Source organism: Paraburkholderia sp. RCC_158 (assembly GCF_041355255.1).
GTDB lineage: Bacteria > Pseudomonadota > Gammaproteobacteria > Burkholderiales > Burkholderiaceae > Paraburkholderia > Paraburkholderia graminis.
On sequence record NZ_JBFUPM010000012.1, the window covers coordinates 197,159 to 220,819 of the forward strand.

Genomic DNA, 23,661 nt, shown 5'->3' on the forward strand with positions numbered 1-23,661 from the left:
TGCGCGCGCCATGTTGAGAGCGCGCCGATGAGCCGTCATCCAGGTTCGCTGCCCGCCGCATTGCACGCGATGACCGCGAAGCGCGCCGCCGCGATCTGGCTCGTGCTCGCGCTCGCCGCGCTGGTCGTGCTGATGGCGTCGCTCGCGTTGGGCAGCGTCTCGCTCGCGCCCGCGCGCGTGATCGAGGCGCTGTCGCCGTTGCATGCGTCGGCGTCCGCGTCCGGCTCTGCAAGCGCCTCCGACGATCTCGCCGGCGAAATCGTGCGCACGCTGCGCTTGCCGCGCGCATTGGCCGGTTTCGCGTGCGGCGCATTGCTCGCAATGGCCGGTGCGCTGCTGCAAGTGCTGTTGCGCAATCCGCTCGCGGAGCCCTACGTGTTGGGCGTATCGGGCGGGGCCGCGAGCTTCGCGCTGATCGCGATGATCGCCGGCAGCGCGTGGTGGCTCGTCGATGCGTCCGCGTTCGCAGGCGCGTTCGTGTCGATTCTGCTCGTGCTCGGTCTCGCGCGCCGCGAGTTGTGGCGCGGCGAGCCGCAGGACACGTCGCCGCGTTTGCTGTTGACGGGCGCGGTCATCGCGGCGGGTTGGGGCGCGCTGATCACGTTGCTGCTGAACCTCGCGCCCGACAATCGTCTGCGCGGCATGTTGTTCTGGCTCACCGGCGACCTCAACGGCAATGCGATGCCGTGGACGGCGCTTGCGGCGCTCGTGGTCGTTGTAGTTGTCATCGTGCCGGTTGCGCCGCGTCTGAACGTGCTTTTGCGAGGCGACGCCGTCGCAGAAGCGCTCGGCGTGGCGGTCATGCCGCTGCGCTTGCGCGTCTATCTCGCGGCCTCGCTCGCGGCGGCCGCGGCCGTGACGACGGCGGGCACCATCGGCTTCGTCGGGCTAGTTGTGCCGCATGTGCTGCGGCTCGCGTTCGGCAACGACCAGCGCATGCTGCTGCCCGCCGCGGCGCTCGGCGGCGGCGTCGCGGTGATGGGCGCGGACCTGATCGCACGCCTCGTGATCGCGCCGGCGCAATTGCCGGTCGGCGTGATCACGTCGATCATCGGCGTGCCCGTGTTTCTGTGGATGCTGCTGCGCGCCCGCCGATGATGCACGCCTCCCATCACACCTCCAACCAGGCTCAGCCCGCGCTCAGCGCGCAACGCGTGACGTTGCGTGCCGGCGCACGCGCCTTGCTCGACGCCTTCACGCATACGTTCTATCCCGGCGAGATCTGGTGCGTGGCCGGTCCGAACGGCGCGGGCAAGACGACGCTTCTATCGACGTTGGCCGGCTTGAAGCAACCGTCGGCGGGACAGGTCGAACTCGACGGCGTGCCGCTTGCTCGCTGGCATGGTCAGCAGCTTGCGCAGCGTCGCGCGTTGATGCCGCAAAGCGCGCCCGACGCTTTCAGCGCAAGCGTGCTCGACATCGTCATGCTCAACCGCTTTCCGCATCTGACCGGCTGGGGCTGGGAGCGCGAGGCCGATCGCGAGGCGGCGCACGCCGCGCTCGATGTGCTCGGCCTCAACGAATTCGCCGCGCGCGACGTGCTGTCGCTCTCAGGCGGCGAACGTCAGCGTGTCTCGCTCGCCGGGGTGCTGTGCCAGCAAGCGCCGCTGTTGCTGCTCGATGAACCGCTGTCGCATCTCGACTTGCATCATCAGATAGAGTGCCTGGAAGCGCTAAGCGAATGGACACGCGAGCCGGGACGCACGGTTCTGTTCTCCTGTCACGACCTGAATCTCGCGCGCCGGTTCGCGACGCACGCGCTGCTTCTGGACGGCGCGGGCGCTGCCTATGCGGGTCCCGCGCACGATGTACTGACGCCCGCGTTGACGAGCCGCGTATTCGGCTATCCGCTGATTCTGATTCGCGATGGCGAGCACGAGGCGCTGATTCCCGCGCCGCGTTCACGTCATGAATCGTCTTCGGTTCATGACACATCGGCAAGCCGGTAGCCAGACCACAACATCATCTATCTTCACGAACTCATGACTTCCACGCCAGGCTTGTCCGCATTGTCCGAAGTTGAACCGCTCGATGAGACGTTGCGCGCCGAGCTTCAGCACATCATCGATACGAAGACGAAGCCGCCCGGCAGTCTCGGCCAGCTTGAAACGCTCGCGCGTCAGATGGGTTTGATCCAGCGCAGCACGCGTCCCAACGTACAGCGACCCGCGTTGATCGTCTTCGCCGGCGATCATGGCATTGCCGCTGAAGGCGTGAGCCCTTATCCACAAGCGGTGACCGCGCAGATGGTCGCGAATTTTCTCGCGGGCGGTGCGGCGGTCAATGCGTTGAGCCGCGTGGCCGCCGTCGAACTCGAAGTCGTGAACGCCGGTATCGCCACGCCGCTGCTGCACACGGACGGCCTCATCGACATTCCGATTGCAGCGGGCACGCGCAACTTCGCGCACGAACCGGCGATGACGCGTGACCAGGCGCTCGCCGCAATGCACGCCGGCGCCGCGCGCGTGCGGCATCACGCGGCGCTCGGCAGCAACGTGATCGGCTTCGGCGAAATGGGCATTGCGAACACGTCGGCGGCGGCGTGTCTGATGAGCCGCTTGTGCGGCGTGCCGATCGACGAGTGCGTGGGCCGCGGCACCGGTCTCGACGACGCGGGGCTCGCGAAAAAGCGCAACGTGCTGGCCGCGGCGCTCGCGCATCACGGTGCATCGCATGATCCGCACGATCGGCACAATCCGCTCGATGTGCTCGATGTGCTCGCCACCTTCGGTGGCTTTGAAATCGCGATGATGGCGGGCGCCTATCTGGCGGCGGCGCAGGCGCGCATGACGATTCTGGTCGACGGCTTCATTGCGAGTTCGGCGCTGCTGGTCGCAAACGCCATTGCGCCGAACGTGCGCGAATACTGCGTGTTCGCGCATGCGTCGAACGAAGCGGGGCATCGGCGTATGCTCGATCATTTCGGCGCCACGCCATTGCTCGCGCTCGACATGCGGCTCGGCGAAGGCACGGGTGCTGCGCTCGCCGTGCCGCTGCTGCGCGCGGCCTGCGCGTTCATCAACGAGATGGCGAGCTTCGAATCGGCCGGCGTCGCGAATCGCGAAGCCTGAGCGATCCTCGGCATGCTTTTCAAACCCATGCACGCGACGACGCACCCATGAACCCGCTGGCGGAATTGCGCTACTTCTTCACCGCGCTCGGCTATTTCACGCGTGTGCCCGTGCCGCGATGGGTCGGCTATGAACCGCATTATCTGAATGCGGCGGCGCGTTACTTTCCGCTCGTCGGCGCGCTGGTCGGCGGCGTCGGCGCGCTGGTCTACCTTGCTGCGTTGCGCGTGTTTCCGGCGGGCGTCGCGGTGTTGCTGTCGATGGCGTCGACGTTGCTGATTACCGGCGCATTTCACGAGGACGGTCTCGCCGATTGCGTCGATGCGTTCGGTGGCGCCTATGCGCGCGACGATGTTTTGCGCATCATGCATGACTCGCGCATCGGCGCATTCGGCGCAATCGCGCTGGTGATCGCACTCGCGCTCAAGTGGCAGACGCTCGCCGCGTTGCCGCCGATGCGCGCCGCCAGTCTGATGATTGCGGCCCATGCGGCGAGCCGTGCATGCGCGATCAGCTATCTGGCGACGCTCGACTACGTGCGCGCGGAGGGCAAGGCAAAACCGGTCGCGCAACGCCTGAGCGGCATCGCGCTGCTGTGCGTGGTGGTGTTCGGATTGCCGTGGCTGCTGTGGCCCGATGGTCCGCACGGACTGCTCATGCCCGATTGGCGCTTCGCCTGCGCGACGCTTGCCGTGCTGCTGGTGCTGCGCTTTGCGATGGGCCGCTACTTCGTGCGGCGCATCGGCGGCTATACCGGCGATTGCCTCGGCTTCGCGCAGCAGATCTTTGAACTGAGCATCTATCTGGTGGGGCTCGCATGGACCTCGTTCTGATCCGTCACCCCGCAGTCGCGCTCGACGCGGGCGTGTGCTACGGCCACAGCGATGTGGCGCTCGCCGAGGCGGCTGATGTGTCGTCGGCCGCGCTTGCGCTCAGGCTTGCCGGTTTGCAGGTGCCCGCGCCGCGCGTCGTGATGTCGAGTCCGTTGACGCGCTGCTCGGCGCTCGCCGTCGAAATGACCAACGATTTCGGCTGCGTGCTGAGCCACGACGACCGGCTGAAGGAAATGAATTTTGGCGCCTGGGAAGAGCGCCGCTGGGACTCGATCGATCGCGAATTGCTCGACGACTGGGCTTCGAACTTTGAACACGCGCGAGCGCATGGCGGCGAAAGCGTCGCGCAATTCGTCGTTCGAGTGCGTGCGTGGTTCGACGCGTACGCGCAAACGCGCGAGCTCTCGCCTGCGTATGTGGTCACGCATGCCGGCGTCATGCGCGCGATTGCGTCGCTGGCGCTCGACGTGCCGCTCGAACGCTGCTTGCGATGGTCGCTTGAAACCGGCGCCATCGTCTGGCTGCGCCGCGGCGGTGACGGCGAGCCGTGGTCGCTCGTGAAGTGGAATGCGTGAGCGCTTGGCGATGTTTGCTTGCTGATGCTTTGTTCACGCTTTGCCGCGCTTCCCGCATCGAGCGTTACTGCGCGTTCTGCTTTCTGCGCGAGCGCGCGAGTTCAAGGTCCTCGCACATCCGCGTCGCGCCCTGCACGATGCGCGGCGTGGGCCGATTGATCACATCACCGTCGATGGCGAACAGGTTGTCGTGCGCCACCGCCGATAGACGCGGCCACGCGCGCCATGCGCTCAATTGCGGCAACGCGGTGTCCGGTTTCGTCGCGCCGGGCGCGGCCGTGACGATCGCTTCGGGATTGGCGGCGAGCACGGCTTCCGTCGACACCGTGGGCACGAGCGGTTGAAGCGCCGCGAACACGTTGCGCCCGCCGCATAGCGCGATCACGTCGCTGACCATGTGTTCGCCGTTGAGCGTCATCAACGGTTGATCCCACACCTGATAGAACACACTCACAGCCGGCCGTTTCGCGTACTGCGCGCGCAGGTTCGCGATGTCGCGCCGATATGCGGCCGCGGCTGCATCCGCAGTGGACGAGGTGCCGAGCAACTGGCCGAGCTTCGTCAGCGAAACGGCAATATCGTCCAGGCGATGCGGCTCGCTGAAGAACAACGGTATGTGCAATTCGCGCAAACGGTCGAGCTGACGTTGCGCATTGCCGTGCCGCCACACCACGATCAGATCGGGCTTCAACGCGACGATGCGTTCGAGATCGAGCGACTTGTTATCGCCGACGCGCGGCAGTTGCTTTGCCTCGGGCGGATAGTCGCTGTACGACACCGCGCCCACGATTTTCGAGCCGCCGCCGGCCGCATACAAAAGTTCGGTGACGTGCGGCGCGACGCTGATCACGCGTTGCGCTGCGGCGGGCAGGGTAACGACGGCGCCGGTGTCGTCGGTCACGGTGATGCTGGCCCGCGCCGGCAAGGTCGCGGCGATCAACGCGGCGGTGAGGGTGAGGCGGGCACGGCGCACTGATTGAGTCATCGGTTGAGAGATCGGGTTCGGTGGCGCGTCGGCATGGCAAAGCACCAGGAATCAGGCAGCGCCCGCAGCGTCAATCGTATCGATCGCCGCGCGCAGGCTCTCTTGCAGCCGCGCCCATTCCGCTTCGGTTGCAGGCAAGCCGAACCGCACGCTACCTGACGATGCAAAGAGCCGCGTCCACACGCCGCGCGTGGCCAATGCCTGATGCAAGGCCGCGGCGCGTGCGTCGTCGGTCCATGCGAAGAGCGGCGTGGCGCGCGTGCGAATGCCGTGGGCTTGCAACATGTCGACGAGACGTGCGCTGTCCGCGGCGAGCCGTGAGCGCATCTGCTGTTGCCACGCGCGGTCCGCGAACGCCGCTTTCACGGCATGACGCGCGGGGCCGCTGACCGTCCACGCGCCGAGCGTGCGGCGCAGGCTGTCGAGCAGCGCGGGCGCGGCGAGCACAAAACCGGCGCGCACGCCCGCGAGGCCGAAGAACTTGCCAGGCGAGCGCAACACGATCAACCCTTCGCGATTCGCGTGCGCTGCGAGCGAAGCGGCGGGCATCGTATCGGCGAACGCTTCGTCGACGAGCAGTGTGCCGCCGCGCGCGCTCAGTTGAGCATGCCAGGCGAGCAGCCTCGCGGCGCTCAAATGCTCGGCCGTCGGATTGTTCGGATTCACAACGATTGCATGCGTGAGCGTCTCGGGCAGCACGTCGCAGGAAATATCGAGCGAGACGACGCTATGCCCGGCCCGCTCAAACGCGGGTGCGTATTCGCTGTACGTGAGCGCCGCGACGCCGGCCTGCGCGCGCGGCAGCAACGCCGGCAGTGTGCGAATCGCCGCCTGGCTTCCCGCCACCGGCAACACGTGCGCCGCGTCCGGCGCGCCGTAGTAGCGCGCGGCGCAGGCGGCGAGATCGTCGCCATCGTCGGGCAGGCGGCGCCATGCGTCGGCGGGAACGGGCGGCACCGGATAGCCGTGCGGATTGATGCCCGTCGACAAATCCAGCCACTGATCGTACGGAATGCAATAGCGCTCGGCCGCTTCGTGCAGATTGCCGCCATGCGTGATGAGCGCGCCAGCCGACGCATGAGAAGCCGTGTCGGGCGACGCGTCATGACGCATGCAGGATTCGGCGCTTCGCTCAGACATGCAGGGGCACGCTCAGCAAGGCCAGCACGATCAGCACCGCGAGCCACAGGATCACCGTGCGCTCGACCAGCATCAGCGCGGCCGTGATGTGAGCGGCCTTCGCGGGATGACCGAAGCCGAGCATCGGCCGATGTTCGAGCATGCCGTTATAAACCGCGGGACCGCCGATCAGCACGTTCAGACTGCCCGCGCCCGAGGCCATCACCGGGCCGGCGTTCGGACTGTCCCAGCGCGGCGCCTGCTCGCGCCAGCAGCGCAACGCGGTGCGCGTGTCGCCGAGCAGCGCGTAGCTCGCGGCGGTGAGGCGCGCGGGAATCCAGTTGAGCACGTCGTCGAGGCGCGCGGCGGCCCAGCCGAAGCGCAAATAGCGCGGCGTGCGATAACCCCACATGGCGTCGAGCGTGTTGGCGAGGCGAAAGCCGAGCGCGCCGGGGCCACCTGCGATGGCGAACCAGAACAGCGCGCCGAAAATCGCGTCGTTGCCGTTTTCCAGCGCCGATTCGACGGCGGCACGCGACAGCGCGGCTTCGTCGGCATTGGCGGTTTCGCGCGAGACGATCCGCGCCGTCAGCAAGCGCGCCTCGCCGAGGTCGCGCTGCGCGAGCGCTCGCGCGATCGGTTCGATGTGATCGTGCAGGCTGCGCGCGCCGAGCGCGAACCACAGCAGTGCGACGTGCACGGCGCACGCCGCAAAAAACGGCAGCACGGCGACGAGCCACCAGGCGACCAGCACCGGCGGCAACACAGCCAGCGACCACGCGAGCAGACCCTTGAGCCGCAAGCGCCGGCCACGGTTGTAATGCGCCTCGAGGCGCGCCGCCCATTTGCCGAAGCCGACCAGCGGATGCGCGCCGCTCGGCTCGCCGATCCAACGGTCGACGGCCACGCCCGCGGTGGCGAGCGTCACGATGAGAGGAAGCGACAGCATCACGCGCCGCCTGCGGTTTTGAGCGACAGCGGCAGGCCGGCGACCATCATCGTGGCCTGCGTGGAGAGCGCCGCGATACGTTGATTGAGCCGCCCGAGTTCATCGACGTATAGACGCGTGGCCGCGCCGAGCGGCACGACGCCGAGACCAATTTCGTTGCTGACCGCGATGATCTTGCCGCGAGCGTTGGCGAGCGCGGCCTCGAGCGCTTCGATGCGGGCTTGAGTTTGAGCGGGCGGCAGCGCGTCGCCGTCGGCGGGACATAGCAGGTTGGCGAGCCACAGCGTCAGGCAGTCGATCAGCGTGCAATGCCCGGGCGCGTCCGCCTTCCACACCGCGCCCGCGAGGTCGACGTCCGCTTCGAGCAGGCGCCAGTGCGCGGGACGCCGCGCGCGATGATGCGCGATGCGCGCGCTGAATTCGGCGTCGCCGGTGACGCGCGCCGTCGCGATGTAGGTGACGGGCAGCGCGCTTTGACTGGCGAGCTGTTCCGCGTGCACGCTCTTGCCGGAGCGCGCGCCGCCGATGACGAAGGTGAGGTCGCGGGAAATCATCGCGTGATTGTACCGGCGTGCAGCGCGGGTCGGCGCGATGGGATAATGCGTTTCCCCACCGAATCCAACCTTCCCGTGAGCATTCATTCGATCCCGCATGACGCCGTCTTCATGCCGCGCGGCACGCTGATGATTCAGGGCACCACGTCCGATGCGGGCAAGAGCACGCTCGTCGCCGGCCTGTGCCGGCTCGCGCGGCGCGCGGGCGTGCGCGTCGCGCCGTTCAAGCCGCAGAACATGGCGCTGAACAGCGCGGTGACCGTCGACGGCGGCGAAATCGGGCGCGCGCAGGCGCTGCAGGCGGTGGCCGCCGGCATCGCCGCGCACACCGATCTGAACCCCGTGCTGCTCAAGCCGACGAGCGATCGCGGCGCGCAGGTGATCATCCACGGCAAGGCGCGCATGAATCTCGACGCCCGCGCGTATCACGACTACAAGCCGGTCGCGTTCGAGGCGGTGCTCGAGTCATATGCGCGGCTGCAAGCGGCCTACGACACGATCTTCGTCGAAGGCGCGGGCAGTCCGGCCGAGATCAATCTGCGCGATCGCGACATCGCCAACATGGGTTTTGCGGAAGCGGTCGACTGTCCGGTCGTGCTGGTGGCCGACATCGACCGGGGCGGGGTGTTCGCGCATCTCACGGGGACGCTCGCGTGCCTGTCGGCGAGCGAGCAGGCGCGCGTGCGCGGTTTCATCATCAACCGCTTTCGCGGCGATATCGGACTGCTGAAGCCGGGGCTCGACTGGCTCGAAGCGAAGACCGGCAAGCCGGTGCTCGGCGTGCTCCCGTATCTGCACGGCCTCACGCTCGACGCCGAGGACATGCTGCCGCCCGAGTTGCGCGCGGCGCAGCGCGGCGACGCCACGCGCACGTTGCGGGTCGTCGTGCCGGTGCTGCCGCATATCAGCAATCACACCGATTTCGACGCGCTGCGCGCGCATCCGCAGGTCGATTTTCATTACGTGCGAAGCGGCATGGCGCCGCCGCCCGCCGATCTGATCATTCTGCCGGGTTCGAAGAACGTGCCCGGCGATCTCGCGTTCCTGCGCGCGCAAGGCTGGGACGCGGTGCTCGAGCGGCACTTGCGCTATGGCGGCCGGGTGATCGGCATCTGCGGCGGCATGCAGATGCTGGGGCGCGAGGTGGCGGACCCGCATGGCGTGGAGGGCGCGCCGGGGACGTCGGCGGGGCTGGGCTGGCTCGATTACTCGACGGTGCTGACGCGCGAGAAGACGCTCAAGAATGTTAGCGGCCGCCTGGCGCTGCCTGGTTCGCCGGAAGTCGCGGGCTATGAGATACATATGGGCGAGACGCGCGGTCCTGCGCTCGACTCGCCGGCGCTGCGTCTCGGGCAAGCGGGCGAGTCGCGTCCCGACGGCGCGCTGTCCGTGGATGGCCAGATTCTCGCGACCTACGTGCACGGCCTGTTCGACACGCCGGCCGCGTGCGCGGCGCTCCTGGCGTGGGCCGGACTGAGCGATGCCGAGGCGATCGATTATCCGGCGTTGCGCGAAGCGTCGCTGGATCGGCTGGCCGATACGCTGGCAGAGCACCTGGATCTCGCAAAATTGATGGCGGCGATGGCTTGACGCCGGTTGCGCTTGAAAGGACGCGGCCGCCGATTGCATCACGGCAGGAAAAAATCAAAGCGAAATCGACGGTTTTTCGTGCGTGGTGGTTCGAATAGAGTGGCGGACATCGACCGGCTTGGTCCAAGCCGTCTCCCACCTCTCACGAAGGATCCCGTCATGAACCCGAACCGCTCCGCCGATCTGGCGGCTTTGATCTTGCGCGTCGCCCTCGGCGTGCTGTACCTCGCGCACAGCCTGCAAAAGATTTTTGTGTTCACGCTACCCGGCACCGCGCAGTTCTTCGTCTCGCTCGGCTTGCCGGGATGGCTGGCTTACGTGACGACGTTCGTCGAACTGATCGGCGGGATTGCGCTGTTGCTGGGCGTGCAGGTGCGCTGGGTCGCGCTCGTGCTGCTGCCGTTCATGCTCGGCGCAGTCTCCGCGCATTGGCACAACGGCTGGGGATTCGGCTCGCCGCACGGCGGCTGGGAATATCCGGCGTTCTGGGCGGTGACGCTCGTCGTGCAGTCGTTGCTCGGCAGTGGCGCGTTCGCGATGGGCGGCGTGAAGGCGCCGCGGGCGGTGGTTGCCTGAGGTGCGGCGGGGCGTGCGCGCCGCCGCCTTTAGCCGGCGCCCCTTGAGCCCATCCAAGCAGCATTTCAAAAAGCACGCACCGTCAGGTCGCGTGCTTTTTTGCATCGCAAGCGCGACAGTCGCGTGCCTGCTTCTTCTCCAACCCCTCAATACAACACGATCTGCGTGCAGCGAAACAACGCAATCGTCTTGCCGTTCGCATCGCTCACCGTCGCGTCCCAAACCTGCGTACTGCGGCCGAGGTGCGCGCCTTTCGCCACCGCGCGGATGATGCCCTCTGTGGCCGTGCCGAGGAAGTTGCTTTTCAGCTCGACCGTCGTGAAATTGCGCGCCGTCTCCGGCAGATGCGCGAGGCACGCGTAGCCGCAGGCGGTGTCCGCGAGACCGATCACCGTGGCCGCGTGCAGAAAGCCGTTCGGCGCGAGCAGTTCCTCGCGCACGGTCAATTCCGCGCTCAACATGCCCTGATCCAGCGACAGCACACGCACGCCCAGCAAGCCGGGCAGCTTGCCCTTCTGGCGTTCGTGCAGGCGTTCGACGGTGTATTCCGGACGGAGCTTGCTCATGGCGGTGGCTTCCTCGAAGGATGGATTCGCTGACGGACGACGCCGATTAGCCATTCGGGGGCTTCGGCCTCGCTGCATTTGTCGATATTATCAACGGCTGGATCGGCGCGCGGACTGAAGCCCAGGCAAATCGGCGCATCGGCGCATCGGCGTGGCAGCAGTGCAGCAGGGCAAAATCCGACGCATACAGTTGAAGACACACAGCGGCAAACCGGCTGGCAGCGCCCAGCCTTCTTTCCGGGAGTATTCATGACGGTAATCGTGGTGGCGAATCCGAAGGGCGGCGTGGGCAAAAGCACGCTGTCGACGAATCTGGCCGGCTATTTCGCCGCAAACGGCGAGTGGGTGGCGCTCGCGGATCTGGACAAGCAGCAGTCGGCGCATGCGTGGCTGTCGTTGCGGCCCGACACGTTGCCCGCCATCGAAACGTGGGAAGTCAACCCGGAGACGCCTGCCAGGCCGCCGAAGGGGCTCGAGCACGCGATCGTCGACACGCCCGCCGGCCTGCACGGCAATCGCATGAACGTCGCGCTGGAACTGGCGGACAAGGTGATCGTGCCGCTGCAGCCATCCATGTTCGACATCCTCGCCACGCAGGATTTTCTGGAGCGCTTGGCCAAGGAGAAGGCCGTCAGGAAAGGCGCGATCGAGATCGGCGTGGTCGGCATGCGGGTCGACGCGCGCACGCGCTCCGCGGAGCAATTGCACCGTTTCGTCGAGGGATTGAAGCTGCCGGTGCTCGGCTATTTGCGCGACACGCAGAATTACGTGCAGCTCGCGGCGCACGGCCTGACGCTGTGGGACGTCGCAAAAAGCCGCGTGGAGAAGGATCTGGAGCAGTGGCAACCGATCATCGAGTGGACGAACGGCGCCGCGAGGAAGGGTTGAGCGATTGCGGGGCTGGACGGCGTGGCAATCTTAGGCCGGCCGACGCCGCCCGCAGCTTTCTCAGGTCCAGTTCTGCGTAGGCACGTGGTCGCGGCTGCCCTTGATCTTGTTGTTTTCGTCGACGAACACCAGGTCCGGCTTCCAGCCCGCCTTCAGCTCGGCTTCGTCGACCACGGCGAAGGCCGCGATGATCACCAGATCGCCCAGTTGCGCGCGCCGCGCCGCCGAGCCGTTCAGCGAAATCATGCCGCTGCCGCGCTCGCCCTTGATCGCGTACGTCCAGAAACGCTCGCCGTTATTGATGTTCCAGATGTCGATCCGCTCGTTTTCCACGATATTCGCCGCTTCGAGCAGATCTTCGTCGATCGCGCACGAACCTTCGTAATGCAGCTCGCAATGCGTGACCGCGACGCGGTGAATCTTCGACTTCAGCATGTTGCGTTGCATGGCTAGTCAATCCTTTGACTCGTAGGCGCAGTCCAATCGCCTAAGGCAATTTCAGATTTCGAGGTTGTCGATAAGACGGGTCGACCCAAGCTTGGCGGCCGCCAGCACGACAAGTTCGGCGTTCGCGTCTTGCGGACCCGGCGGCAGCAGATTCGAGCGCTTGCGCACCGCGACGTAATCCGGTTGCCAGCCGCGCGCGCTCAGCGCGGCCATCGCCGCGCGCTCGAGCGCCGCGAAGTCGTGTTCGCCGGCGAGCACCGCATCGCGCACGCGATTGAGCTCGGCCGCCAGCATCGGCGCCTCGGCGCGCTCGGCCGCCTGCAAAAAGCGGTTGCGCGAGCTGAGCGCGAGGCCGTCGGCGTCGCGCACGGTCTCAGCCGCGATGATGTCGGTCGGCAGCGCGAACTGGTGGCACATGCGGCGCACGATCATCAACTGCTGGTAATCCTTCTTGCCGAACACCGCGACGCGCGGCTGCACGCACGACATCAGCTTCATCACGACGGTGCACACGCCCTGGAAAAAGCCCGGCCGGAATTCGCCCTCGAGGATGTCGCCCAGATCGTGCGGCGGATGCACGCGATACTCCTGCGGCTCCGGATACAGATCGCGCTCGGTCGGCGCGAACAGCACGTAGACGTTTTCCTTCTGCAGCTTCTCGATGTCGGCTTCGAGCGTGCGCGGATATTTGTCGAAATCCTCGTTCGGCCCGAACTGCAGACGATTGACGAAGATGCTCGCCACCACCGGATCGCCGTGCTGGCGCGCGAGGCGCATCAGCGACAGATGGCCCTCGTGCAGATTGCCCATGGTGGGCACGAAGGCCGTGCGATTCTGGCCGCGCAACTGGTCGCGCAATTCATGGATCGAGCTGATGACTTTCATGATCGGACAGGGATTCCTCGCGCGGCGCGAGACTGGGTTGACGCAACGGCCTGGCCGGTTGCGCGGCCCGCGGCCTCACTGGTAATGACAGGTTCGAAGCGCGGGATTGTAGTGGATTTGCCGGCGCGACGCACCGAAATGAGGCCTGATCGGCCACTCGAAATGGGGAGGTGCGGCGCCGCGGTTTCCATGCTGGCCCCGCTGGCGAATGGCTTCGCTAACGGCCTGGCGAATGGCCGGCCCAACGGCCGCGCTTCCGCCCGAAAGCGACGCTCAGGCCGGCAAATAGGCGAGGCGCACATAGATCGGTGCGAACGGCTCCGCCTGCGTAATTTCGACGAGCGATTCCCGGCACAGCTCGAGCACCGCGATGAAGTTCACCACCACCACAGGCACGCCCTTGCCGGTATCGAACAGCTCGGCGAACTCCATGAAGCGTGCGCTTTGCAATTGCCGCAGGATCGAGCTCATGTGCTCGCGCACGGACAGTTCCTCGCGCGAAATCTTGTGATGCTGGACGAGCTTCGCGCGCTTGATGACGTCGGCCCACGCGGCGCGCAGGTCTTCGCTGTTCACGTCGGGAAAGCGCGGCGTGATGCTTTGCTCGATGTAGACCTCGGCGCGCAGGAAGTCGCGCCCGAGTTGCGGCAACTGGTCGATGCGCTGCGCGGCGAGCTTCATCTGCTCGTATTCGAGCAGGCGCCGCACGAGTTCGGCGCGGGGGTCTTCGGCTTCCTCGCCGCTGTCCACCTTCTTGACGGGCAGCAGCATGCGCGACTTGATCTCGATCAGCATGGCCGCCATCAGCAGATATTCGGATGCGAGTTCGAGATTGGTCTGGCGCAACTGGTCGACGTAGCCGAGGTATTGCACCGTGACATCCGCCATCGGAATGTCGAGCACGTTGAAGTTCTGCTTGCGGATCAGGTAGAGCAACAGATCCAGCGGTCCCTCGAACGTTTCGAGAAACACCTCGAGCGCGTCCGGCGGGATGTACAGGTCGGTGGGCAGCTTGAAGAGCGGCTCGCCATACAGGCGCGCGAAAGCAATGCCGTCGACGGTGTCCGGCGTCGAATCGGTGGCGGGCGCGGCAAGCGCGGCGTCGGACGAATCCGGCGGCGCGCCGTGTGCCTCGTCGGCGTGACTCATCGGTTGCGCCGGGCGCTTAGAAGTTCTGATAGTACTGGTAAGGCGTCTGTTCGACGCGCGAAGCCTTCTGCTCGGCGCGCTCTTCCAGGTCGATCGGCTGCTTGTCCCACAAGAGCGCCCGGCCGCGGCGCTGCTCGGCTTCCAGCGTGGGCTTCTGCTCCTTGAGCTGATTGAGGAACTGGGTGATGTCCGACTGATACATGGCTCGACGTCCGTGGTTGGGGAAACGGCGGCTTCGCTGGTCTTCGTGCGGATGCCGCATCTATTTCGCAATTTTAGCGCATGCGCCGCGCGCGGTCGAAAAACCCCGTCGACGGCGCACGCATCGTGGCCGATGTTGCGCGCTGCATGCGTGGCTGGAACCGCGCGCCGTATGACGCGTCAAAGGCGGGCGCGTCCGCCTCGCTGGATGCGTCTGCGGCGGGATCGGCAGCGCGTTCGAGCTTGTGTTCGAGGTTGCGTTCGAGCGTGCGTTTAGAGATAGCGCGCTTCCGCCGATGTGGTCAAATAGCGAGCTTCGGCGGCACTGCGCGCCCGAACGAAAAATTCATCAACCATGGCCGGAGGTCCTGCTTGGCGGGGTGTGCGATCGAAAAGCCGCTAGAGCGGCGCGGTGAACGCGGCGCGCGGGGCGCAGCGCAGCGGCGCGCGTTAGCCGGCAACGCGGCGCTGCGGCGCTGGCTGCGCGCGTGGCTTGCCGCCGCCGTGCTGCTGCTGACGCTCGCCGGCGGGCCCGCTTACGCGGCGCGCGCGGCGGCGAGCTACAAGGTCGACGTGGAAGCCTCGCCGCGCTCGCTGCGCAAACTCCTCGAAGAGCATCTGGATATTGCGCGCTTCGCGAAGCGTCCCGACATCAGCGAGGATCAGTTCGAGTTTCTGATCACCGCGACGCCGCAGCAAGTACGCGATCTCGCCGCGACGCAGGGCTATTTCACGCCGATTGTGCGCACCGACGTGCGCACGGTCGACAACGCGAAGCGCGTCACCGTGAGCGTCGATCCAGGCCCGCAAACCACCATCAGTTCGATCTCGCTGTCGTTTCGCGGCCCGGTGCTGACCGAGGACCCGGAGCAGGAAAACACCGCGCGCTTCGCGTTTTCGCTGCACGAAGGCGATCCCTTTTCCCAAGGCGACTGGGACGACGCGAAGAACGCATCGCTAAAGGCCTTGCAGGCACGCCGCTATCTCGGCGCGAAGATTTATCACTCGGAGGCGCGCGTCGATCCGCGCACGCACGAGGCCAAGCTCTCCGTCGCCTATGAAAGCGGGCCGACCTTCACGATGGGCAAGCTCGACGTGTCGGGCACGCGGCGCTATCCGGAGCAGATCGTCGACAACGTCAATCCGATTTCGGTCGGCGATATTTACGACGTCCAACGCATCACCGAATTGCAGCGGCAGTTGCAGAACACGCCGTACTACGCGAGCGTCGCGATCGACGTGGACAGCGACCCGGCCAAGCCGGCCGAAACGCCGCTGCATGTGAAGGTGTCGGAATATCCGTACAACAGTATTCGCGGCGGCGTCGGCTATTCGACCGATAACGGCGCGCTCGTGCAGGGCGCGTACTCGTATCTGAATACGTTCGGCAAGGCGTGGCCGTTCACCATCGACGGCCGGGTCGATCAGGTGCAGCAATACGGCCAGATCCAGCTTGCGATGCCGCCGGGCCCGCGCGCATGGACCAATAGCGTGCTCGCTTCCTACACGACGACAGATGTTTCCGACACGCGCATCTACAGTATCCGCGGCGGTGTGCAGCGCACGCGCACGTCGCAATTCATCGACTACAACTACGCGATCCTGTTCTACCAGGATCGGCTCGATCAGAACGTCGGCCCGCCGACCACGAGCCGCGCGCTGGTGCCGACCTGGTCGTGGACCCGGCGCAATACCGACGACCCGCTGTTTCCGCGCAAAGGCAATCTGATTCACGTCGAGGCCGGTTTCGCGGTGAAGGGCGTGCTGACCGACCAGACGTTTATCCGCGGCTACGCGCGCGGCCAGCAGTACCTGCCGATCGGCAAGCAGGACCTCGTGGTATTTCGCGCGGAACTGGGCGGCGTGTTCACGAGCGGCAGTTCGAGCGGCATTCCGGCCTCGCTGCTGTTTCGCGCGGGCGGCTCGAATTCGGTGCGTGGCTATAGTTACCAGAGCATCGGTAACAACGTTCAGGGTTCCGTGCTGCCGACCAAGTATCTGCTGACGGGGTCGGCGGAATATCAGCACTGGTTCACGCACGACTGGGGCGCGGCCGCGTTCTTCGACGTCGGCACCGCGACCGACACCTGGGGGGAAAGAGTGTTTTATCCGGGCGTGGGCGTCGGCGCGCGCTGGCGCAGCCCGGTCGGTCCCGTCAACGTCGACGTGGCCTACGGCATCCGCAACCGAAGCGTGCGGCCTTATCTGACGCTTGGGATCGCCTTCTGATGGAAACCTCCTTTTACCCGAACCGCGCATGACCACGGACGTTTCCGCCCAACCTCCCGCGCCGCCGCCCGGCAACGAGCCGCCCGGCGCCGCTGGACAACCCGGCGCGCCGCAGCCGCCTGGGAAGCGCCGCGGCGCCGGCCGTCTGCTGCTGAAGACGCTCGGCTGGATGGTCGTGGTGCTGGTGTTGCTGCTCGTTCTGGCGCTGGGTCTCGTGTACGGCGCGCTTACCACCGAGCGCGGCACCGCGTACGCCTGGCAGGCGGCGGTGCGGCTGCTGGGCGGCAAGCTGAGCGGCACGCTCGAAGGCGGCGCGCTGGCCAACGGCGTGCGGCTGCGCGCAGTGCGCTGGCGCGCGCTGGACGGCAGCGGCACCGACATTCAGATCGACCGCGTGTCTGGCCGCTGGGGACTCACGCGCGAACCGTGGCGCTTCACGATCGACTATCTGCATGTCGGCACCATCGACGCGCGCATCGGCGCATCGTCGCCGAGCAGCAATGAACCGCTGAAGCTGCCGCAGGACCTGCGCTTGCCGATGCAACTCGAGATCCGCGATGTGCAAGTCGACAGCCTGCTGCTGCGCCAGGGCACGTCGACGAGCGAGTTTTCGCACTTCGCTTTTCATGGCCGCAGCGACGGACGTCATCACGAGGCCGCGGTCGAGCGCCTGGATACGCCGTTCGGCGGGGTGACGGCGTCGGCGAAACTGGACGGCGTCAAACCGTTTCCGCTGACGGGCGATGTCGGTTACTCGGGCAAGGTCAACGACGAGGCCGTGCAGGTGGGCGGGCATCTGAGCGGGTCGCTGGAGAATGTGCTCGCCGAACTCGACGCAAGCGGGATGAAGCTCGCCGGGCACGCGCAAATTGAAGCGACGCCGTTCGCCGAGGTGCCGCTCAAGCGCGCGACGCTGACGTTCGATCACGTCAATCCGCAGGCGTTCGCGCCGGGCGCGCCGCTCGCGGATCTCGCCGTGAGGGCGGAGTTGCAGCCGGTGGGGGCGGAGGCGGGTGCGAGCAGTGTGAACGGCGCGACCAGCGGAAACGGCGCGACCAGCGGAAAGGCGGCGACCAGCGCGAACGGCGCAAACAGCGCAAACAGCGGAGCGGGCCGTGACGGCGCCGTGCATGCCCCAGGCTCCCCCCATCGCCCGAGCCCCAGCAAAACGCCGAGCCCGTTCGCCGTCGCGGGCCATATCTCGATCGTCAACGCGCGTCCCGGCGCGATCGATCAGAACCTGCTGCCGCTCATCGACGCCAACGCCGACGTGCGCCTCGACGCCGACGCGCAGCGCATCTCGAACCTCGCCGTCCGCCTCGTGAAGAACGCGACGCTCACAGGCGGCGGCGCGCTCACCGGCAAGCGCGGGCAGTTCGATCTGCAAGTCGCCGGCCTCGACCTCAATGCACTCCAGGCGACGGTGCGGCCGACGCAGCTTTCCGGGCCCATCGCCATCCGTCTGAATGACGACATTCAGAGCGTGACGCTCGATCTCGCCGACCCGAAAGCGGCGTTGCGGGCGCAAGGCAAGCTCACGATGGACCCGGCGCGGCTCAGCTTCAACGACGTGCGCATCACGTCGGGCAAGGGCCGCATCGAACTGTCCGGCGCGCTCAAGCACGACGCCAATTCCAGCTACAACCTGAAAGCGCAACTGACCGACTTCGACCCGTTGACGCTGACCTCGCAGATGCCGTCGCGCACGCCGGTCGCCACGTCCGCGGGACCGCAGCGCGCAGCCAAAGGCAAGCGGGCCGCCGAAGCTTCCAGCGAAGCCGGCAGCACCGCGGGCGCAAAAAGCGCGGCTCCGGCCGACAAGGCGGCTGCCGCCGTGAAGAACACCGGCAAGGCCGTCGTCAAAAGCGAGGTCATGCAGCGCAGGACGCCCGCGCCGAAACGCGCCGCGCCGCCCGCGCGCAAGATCGAGGCGAAGGTCAACGGCACCTTGTCCGCGACCGGCGTGCTGGCTCCGGGCTTCACCACCAAGGCCGAATTCAAACTGGGCCCGAGCGTCTACGACGGCCTGCCGCTGACGGGCGGCGGCACGATCCAACTGGCCGGCTCGCGAATCCTGCCGAGCCGCGCGAACCTGTCGGTGGCGGGCAATCAGGTGGAGTTGCAAGGCAGCTTCGGCGCGCGCGGCGACCGCTTGCGTTTTCATATCGACGCGCCCGCGCTCGAGCGCCTCGGCTTCGGCCTCGCCGGACTGATTGCCGCCGACGGCGATCTCACCGGCTCGTTCGACCATCCGAACGTCGTGCTGAACTACAAGGCCGACAGCGTCGTGTTGAGCAGCAACCGCATCGGCCATGCGGAGGGCCACGCCGAGGTGCGCGACGGCGCGAACGGCGCGCTCGTCTTCACAACGGATGCGCGCAACGTGAGCGCCGGCGGCGTCGATCTCGCCACGCTCACCGCGCGCCTGACCGGCACGCGCGCCAATCATTCGCTCGAAGCAGCCGCGACCGGCAAGCTGCAGGATCGGCCGCTCGATCTGACGCTCGCGGCCAACGGCAAGCTCACCGAAGCACGCGACGGCACGCGCTGGGACGGCACCGTGACGCGTCTGCAAAACCGCGGCACGCCCGCGTTGAATCTCGAGTCGCCGCTTGCCGTGAGCGCCGGGCCGCGCCACCTCACGCTCGGCGCGACGCGGCTCACGCTCGAAGGCGCGGTGCTGAGCCTGAAGTCGTTCGCGTTCGATCACGGCCGCGCGCAATCGGCGGGCACGCTGACCGGCATTTCGCTCGCGCGTCTGCAGGACTTGCGGCGCGAGATCACCGGCGCGCCGCCGGCGGTGAGGACCGATCTGATCTTCGACGGCGACTGGGACTTCGCGCTCGGCAGCACCGCAAGCGGCCATATCCAACTGAAGCGCCGCAGCGGCGACGTCACGGTTGAAATCGGCCGCGGGCTGGCATCGCTCGGCATTACCGATATGGCCGCGCGCGCCGAGTTCAGCGGCGGCAATCGTCTGAATGCCACGCTGCACGCGCAGGCGAGCCGCATCGGCGTGATCGACGCGGATGCGCACACCACGCTCGTCGCGCGCGACGGCTTCTTGACCGTCGACGAAGAGAGTGCGCTCAGCGGCAATGTGAGCGCCAACGTGCCGTCGCTGAAAACCACCGGCGGGCTGTTCGGCCCGAGTTATCTGCTCGACGGCCATCTCGCGCTGAAGCTCGCGCTCGGCGGCACGGTGGCCAAGCCCAATCTCACCGGCTCGCTGCTCGGCGACGAGTTGTCCGCCACGCTCGTCGATCAGGGCGTGCAGTTGAAGGACGGCATCGTGCGGATCGCGCTGTCGCACAATCTCGTGGACTTCCAGCAGGTCGAGTTCCACGGCGCGAGCGGCACCTTGCGGGCCACGGGCCGCGTGCGCCTCGACGGCGCGGAGCCGGATCTGACGGCGAGCATCGTCGCCGACAAACTGGAGTTGTTTGCCGCGCCGGACCGCAATCTGTCGCTGACGGGCAGCGCGACCGTCGCGAACGCGGGTGCGCAGGGCGGCATGGCGATCAACGGCAAGTTCGTCGTCGATCACGCGTTGTTCGACATGCCGGAGCAATCGGCGCCCAAGCTAGGCGACGACGTGGTCGTGGTGCGCCCCGACGGTACCGTGGCCGGCGAGCGGCCGCGGCCGGTACCCGGCAGCAACAAGCCGATCGGGCCGTTCGCGCCGCGCGCGAACATCGACATCAGTCTCGGCAACAGCTTCCGCTTTCGCGGGCAAGGCGCGGATCTTGGCCTGACCGGCACCATCACCGCGATGAGCGCGCCGAATCTGCCGCTGCGCGCGGTCGGCAACGTCCGCGTGACGCCGGGCTCGACGTATACCGCGTTCGGCCGCAAGCTCAACATCGAAAACGGCTTCTTCACATTCAACGGACCGGTGGCGAATCCGGGCCTCAACATTCTGGCCATGCGCCGCAATCAGCAGGTCGAGGCGGGCGTGCAGGTGACGGGCACAGTTCAGTTCCCGGTCGCGAAGCTCGTGTCCGAGCCGAACGTGCCGGACAACGAAAAGCTCTCATGGCTGCTGTTCGGCCACGGTACGGACCAGGGCAATAACCTCGGCCAGCAGAGCACGATGACGACGGCGCTCGCGTTGCTCGGCAGCGCGAGCGGCAAGCGGATTGCGCAGACCTTCGGGCTCGACGAGTTTTCGATTGGACACAGCGAAGTGGGGCTCACCGATCCGCAGGTGGTGATGGTGTCGAAGGCGATCAACGAATGGCTCGTGATCGGCTATGAGCAGGGCTTGCAGTCGGCGAGCAACGCGATCAAGGCGACGGTCAATCTGACGCGCTACTGGTCGGTCGCGGCTTATGGCGGCACGTTCGACGGCCTCACGCTGCTCTACACGCGGCGCTACGACCGGATCAAGTGGTGACTTTTTCGCAGGCGTAAAAAAACGGCACGTCTTTTGAGGACGTGCCGTTTTTGTTTGCCGGGCGAAAGCGTGGTGCGGAAAGCCCGCTGCCGGTTTTACTTCACCCGCATGCCCGGCTTCGCGCCGCTGTGCGGCTCGAGCACGTAAAGGCCCGGTTCGGCTTTCTCGTCCGCCGCCGATGCCGCCAGCACCATGCCTTCGGACAAACCGAACTTCATCTTGCGCGGCGCGAGGTTCGCGACCATCACCGTCAGCTTGCCGATCAACTGCTCCGGCTGATACGCGGACTTGATGCCGGAGAACACGTTGCGCGTTTTCTCTTCGCCGACATCCAGCGTGAGTTGCAGCAGTTTGTCCGAGCCTTCCACCACCTTGCAGTCGACGATCTTCGCGACGCGCAGGTCGATCTTCGCGAAGTCGTCGATCGAGATGATGCCTGGCGTTTCGTCGCTCGCCGCAGACGCACCAGCGGCTGCTTTGGCAGCCTTCGACTTTGCCTTCGCGTCCGCGGCGGACCCAGCCGTTTCCGGCGTGGCCTGCAGCGAGTCGCGATTGGCCGCGATCAGCGCTTCGATCTGCTTCGGATCGACGCGCGTCATCAGATGTTTGTACGCGTTGATCGGGCGCGCGGAGCTGAGCGGCACGTTGGCGTCGGCCCACACCAGCGGCTCGATACCGAGAAAGCCTTCGACGGCTTCGGCGAGCTTCGGCAGCACCGGCTTGAGCGCAAGCGACAACAGGCGGAACGCCTCGATGCTCACGCTGCATGTTTCGTGCAGCGCGACGGCGTTGGCCGGGTCTTTCGCCTGGTCCCACGGCTTGGCGGTATCGACGTAGGCGTTCACCGCGTCGGCCAGTTCCATGGTCTGACGCAGCGCGCGGCTGTACTCGCGCGCCTCGTAATGCGCGGCGATTTGCGGGACCGCGGCGCGCAGCGAAGCGAGCAGCGGATGCTGCATCGCGCTGTCCTGCACACGGCCGTCGAAGCGCTTGATCAGGAAGCCCGCGGCGCGGCTCGCGATGTTCACGTACTTGCCGACCAGATCGCTGTTCACGCGCGCCTGGAAGTCGTCGAGGTTCAGGTCGAGGTCTTCCATCGTGCTGTTCAGCTTGGCGGCGAAGTAGTAGCGCAGCCATTCCGGATTCAGCCCCGTGTCGATCACGCTTTGCGCGGTGATGAAGGTGCCGCGCGACTTCGACATCTTCGCGCCGTCGACGGTCAGAAAGCCGTGCGCGAACACGTTGGTCGGCGTGCGGTGGCCCGAAAATTCGAGCATGGCCGGCCAGAACAGCGTGTGGAAATACAGAATGTCTTTGCCGATGAAGTGATACTGCTCGGCCGTCGAACCCTTGCGGACCCACGCGTCGAAGTCGAGCCCGCGCTTTTGCGCGAGATTCTTGAAGCTCGCGTAGTAGCCGACCGGCGCATCGAGCCACACGTAGAAATACTTGCCCGGCGCGCCGGGAATTTCGAAGCCGAAGTAGGGCGCGTCGCGCGAGATGTCCCAGTCGGCGAGCTTGGCTTCGCCGGCGTCGCCGAGCCATTCGCGCATCTTGTTCGTCGCTTCCGGCTGGGCAAGGCCGCCCACCCACGCGCGCAGGAAGTTCTCGCAGCGCGGGTCGGACAGGCGGAAGAAGTAGTGCGTCGACGTCTTGCGGATCGGCGTGGCGCCCGACACCACCGAATACGGATTGACGAGCTCGGTCGGCTGATAAGTCGAGCCGCAGACTTCGCAACTGTCGCCGTACTGGTCTTTCGCGCCGCATTTCGGGCACTCGCCCTTGATGAAGCGGTCGGGCAGGAACATTTCCTTGACCGGGTCGTACGCCTGTTCGATGTCGCGCGCGTCGATCAGGCCCGCCTCCTTCAGCGCGAGGTAGATGTTCTCGCTGAGGACGCGGGTCTCTTCGGAATCGGTCGAATAGTAGTTGTCGAACGAAATGCCGAAGCTGTCGAAGTCGCGCTTGTGCTCCTGCCACACGCGGTCGATCAGTTGCTTCGGCGTTATGCCTTCTTTTTCCGCGCGCAGCATGACCGGCGTGCCGTGCGTGTCGTCGGCGCCCACGTAGTAGACCTCGTGACCGTGCATTCGCAGCGCGCGGACCCAGATGTCCGTCTGGATATATTCGACCAGATGGCCAATATGGATTTGCCCGTTCGCGTAAGGAAGGGCCGACGTGACGAGAATCTGGCGGCGGCCCGACGGCGCGCCTGCGATGAGATCGGTAGCGGGTGCTGACATAAGGATGGTGGGAGCCTGCGGTGGGACGAAAGGTCGATTCTAGCAGGCGGACGCCCACCGGGCGCGGGCTCGCGCGGAGCCGGACGCGGAGCGGGATGCGAAGCCGGAGTCATGCCGCGCTGCACCGGGCGATGCGAAAAGCGAGCGCCCAAAAAAAACCGGGGCGATTAACCCCGGAGCAACAACGACAAGAGGAGAATGGTGACGCGGCGGCTTCGCCAGCCACGTACCGTAAAGACAGACAGCGGATTTTCGCGAGAGTTCGAAATTTTTTTCGTCCTCGTGCGAGATTTCCCGCGATGCATCTTTTACGGCTGGATCATGGCGCGGCGCACGTCGACGCCAGGCGCGCGGGGCCCACCCTGCGGCCGGCCCTCGCCCGCCCATTTCTCCTGCGCTTTCGCG

Annotated in this window: 20 protein-coding genes; 10 read left to right on the forward strand and 10 right to left on the reverse strand. The window is 66.4% G+C overall.

The window, feature by feature from the left end; all coding sequences use genetic code 11:
- Positions 1–27: 27 nt before the first annotated feature.
- Genes AB6809_RS22965 through cobC form a run of 5 tightly spaced genes read left to right on the forward strand, consistent with a single transcriptional unit; the run spans position 28 to position 4,479 of the window.
- On the forward strand, positions 28–1,098 hold the full coding sequence (locus AB6809_RS22965; protein WP_029971119.1) for an iron ABC transporter permease: 1,071 nt from the start codon (positions 28–30) through the stop codon (positions 1,096–1,098).
- Positions 1,095–1,949, forward strand: coding sequence for an ABC transporter ATP-binding protein (locus AB6809_RS22970; protein WP_371027280.1), 855 nt, complete (start codon positions 1,095–1,097; stop codon positions 1,947–1,949). Before AB6809_RS22965 ends, AB6809_RS22970 begins: the two co-directional genes overlap by 4 nt.
- A 33-nt stretch (positions 1,950–1,982) precedes the next feature.
- Entirely contained in the window at positions 1,983–3,071 is a 1,089-nt protein-coding gene (cobT, locus tag AB6809_RS22975) for a nicotinate-nucleotide--dimethylbenzimidazole phosphoribosyltransferase (RefSeq protein ID WP_029971121.1), read from the forward strand.
- A 47-nt stretch (positions 3,072–3,118) separates the two neighbouring features.
- Positions 3,119–3,904 carry an adenosylcobinamide-GDP ribazoletransferase gene (locus AB6809_RS22980; RefSeq protein WP_029971122.1) on the forward strand — a complete coding sequence of 262 codons (786 nt, stop codon included), beginning with the start codon at positions 3,119–3,121 and terminating at the stop codon, positions 3,902–3,904.
- Positions 3,889–4,479 carry an alpha-ribazole phosphatase gene (gene cobC / locus AB6809_RS22985; RefSeq protein ID WP_006048537.1) on the forward strand — a complete coding sequence of 197 codons (591 nt, stop codon included), beginning with the start codon at positions 3,889–3,891 and terminating at the stop codon, positions 4,477–4,479. The genes AB6809_RS22980 and cobC overlap by 16 nt, the downstream gene beginning before the upstream one ends.
- Before the next feature lie 64 nt (positions 4,480–4,543).
- Here the strand turns inward: cobC and AB6809_RS22990 are convergent, their stop codons facing one another.
- The 4 genes from AB6809_RS22990 to cobU are packed head-to-tail and all read right to left on the reverse strand — an operon-like array spanning position 4,544 to position 8,086.
- Positions 4,544–5,464, reverse strand: coding sequence for a cobalamin-binding protein (locus tag AB6809_RS22990; protein WP_029971123.1), 921 nt, complete (start codon positions 5,462–5,464; stop codon positions 4,544–4,546).
- A gap of 51 nt (positions 5,465–5,515) precedes the next feature.
- Positions 5,516–6,577, reverse strand: coding sequence for a threonine-phosphate decarboxylase CobD (gene cobD / locus AB6809_RS22995; protein WP_029971124.1), 1,062 nt, complete (start codon positions 6,575–6,577; stop codon positions 5,516–5,518).
- Positions 6,578–6,596: 19 nt separating this feature from the next.
- Positions 6,597–7,532, reverse strand: coding sequence for an adenosylcobinamide-phosphate synthase CbiB (gene cbiB, locus AB6809_RS23000; protein WP_029971125.1), 936 nt, complete (start codon positions 7,530–7,532; stop codon positions 6,597–6,599).
- Positions 7,532–8,086 (reverse strand): bifunctional adenosylcobinamide kinase/adenosylcobinamide-phosphate guanylyltransferase, encoded by a 555-nt coding sequence (cobU, locus tag AB6809_RS23005; RefSeq protein ID WP_029971126.1) that lies wholly within the window; start codon positions 8,084–8,086, stop codon positions 7,532–7,534. The genes cbiB and cobU overlap by 1 nt, the downstream gene beginning before the upstream one ends.
- A gap of 45 nt (positions 8,087–8,131) precedes the next feature.
- Here cobU and AB6809_RS23010 point away from each other — a divergent pair, with 45 nt between their 5' ends.
- Positions 8,132–9,676, forward strand: coding sequence for a cobyric acid synthase (locus AB6809_RS23010; protein ID WP_371027283.1), 1,545 nt, complete (start codon positions 8,132–8,134; stop codon positions 9,674–9,676).
- Between the two features lie 159 nt (positions 9,677–9,835).
- Entirely contained in the window at positions 9,836–10,252 is a 417-nt protein-coding gene (locus tag AB6809_RS23015; protein ID WP_029971128.1) for a DoxX family protein, read from the forward strand.
- A gap of 146 nt (positions 10,253–10,398) precedes the next feature.
- Here AB6809_RS23015 and AB6809_RS23020 read toward each other — a convergent pair whose 3' ends face one another.
- Positions 10,399–10,818: a PaaI family thioesterase gene (locus AB6809_RS23020; protein ID WP_006048529.1), complete on the reverse strand. Its 420-nt coding sequence runs from the start codon at positions 10,816–10,818 to the stop codon at positions 10,399–10,401.
- A 249-nt stretch (positions 10,819–11,067) separates the two neighbouring features.
- Here AB6809_RS23020 and AB6809_RS23025 point away from each other — a divergent pair, with 249 nt between their 5' ends.
- Positions 11,068–11,706, forward strand: coding sequence for a ParA family protein (locus AB6809_RS23025; protein WP_006048528.1), 639 nt, complete (start codon positions 11,068–11,070; stop codon positions 11,704–11,706).
- Between the two features lie 60 nt (positions 11,707–11,766).
- Here the strand turns inward: AB6809_RS23025 and panD are convergent, their stop codons facing one another.
- From panD to AB6809_RS23045, 4 genes are all read right to left on the reverse strand, one after another.
- The gene (gene panD, locus AB6809_RS23030; protein WP_029971129.1) at positions 11,767–12,153 is read right to left on the reverse strand and encodes an aspartate 1-decarboxylase; all 387 of its coding nucleotides are present in this window, start codon (positions 12,151–12,153) and stop codon (positions 11,767–11,769) included.
- A 51-nt stretch (positions 12,154–12,204) separates the two neighbouring features.
- Positions 12,205–13,038 (reverse strand): pantoate--beta-alanine ligase, encoded by an 834-nt coding sequence (gene panC / locus AB6809_RS23035; protein ID WP_006048526.1) that lies wholly within the window; start codon positions 13,036–13,038, stop codon positions 12,205–12,207.
- 273 nt (positions 13,039–13,311) lie between these two features.
- Positions 13,312–14,187, reverse strand: coding sequence for a ScpA family protein (locus AB6809_RS23040; RefSeq protein ID WP_029971130.1), 876 nt, complete (start codon positions 14,185–14,187; stop codon positions 13,312–13,314).
- 16 nt (positions 14,188–14,203) lie between these two features.
- Entirely contained in the window at positions 14,204–14,389 is a 186-nt protein-coding gene (locus AB6809_RS23045; protein WP_029971131.1) for a DUF3460 family protein, read from the reverse strand.
- 371 nt (positions 14,390–14,760) lie between these two features.
- Between AB6809_RS23045 and AB6809_RS23050 the strand changes: the two genes are divergently transcribed.
- The gene (locus AB6809_RS23050; protein WP_029971132.1) at positions 14,761–16,617 is read left to right on the forward strand and encodes an autotransporter assembly complex family protein; all 1,857 of its coding nucleotides are present in this window, start codon (positions 14,761–14,763) and stop codon (positions 16,615–16,617) included.
- A gap of 28 nt (positions 16,618–16,645) precedes the next feature.
- Positions 16,646–21,013 carry a translocation/assembly module TamB domain-containing protein gene (locus AB6809_RS23055; RefSeq protein ID WP_029971133.1) on the forward strand — a complete coding sequence of 1,456 codons (4,368 nt, stop codon included), beginning with the start codon at positions 16,646–16,648 and terminating at the stop codon, positions 21,011–21,013.
- Between the two features lie 95 nt (positions 21,014–21,108).
- On the opposite strand, the gene metG is transcribed toward AB6809_RS23055, so the two are convergent.
- A complete protein-coding gene (gene metG / locus AB6809_RS23060; RefSeq protein ID WP_371027285.1) occupies positions 21,109–23,256 on the reverse strand; it encodes a methionine--tRNA ligase in 2,148 nt (715 codons plus the stop codon).
- Positions 23,257–23,661: the final 405 nt, after the last annotated feature.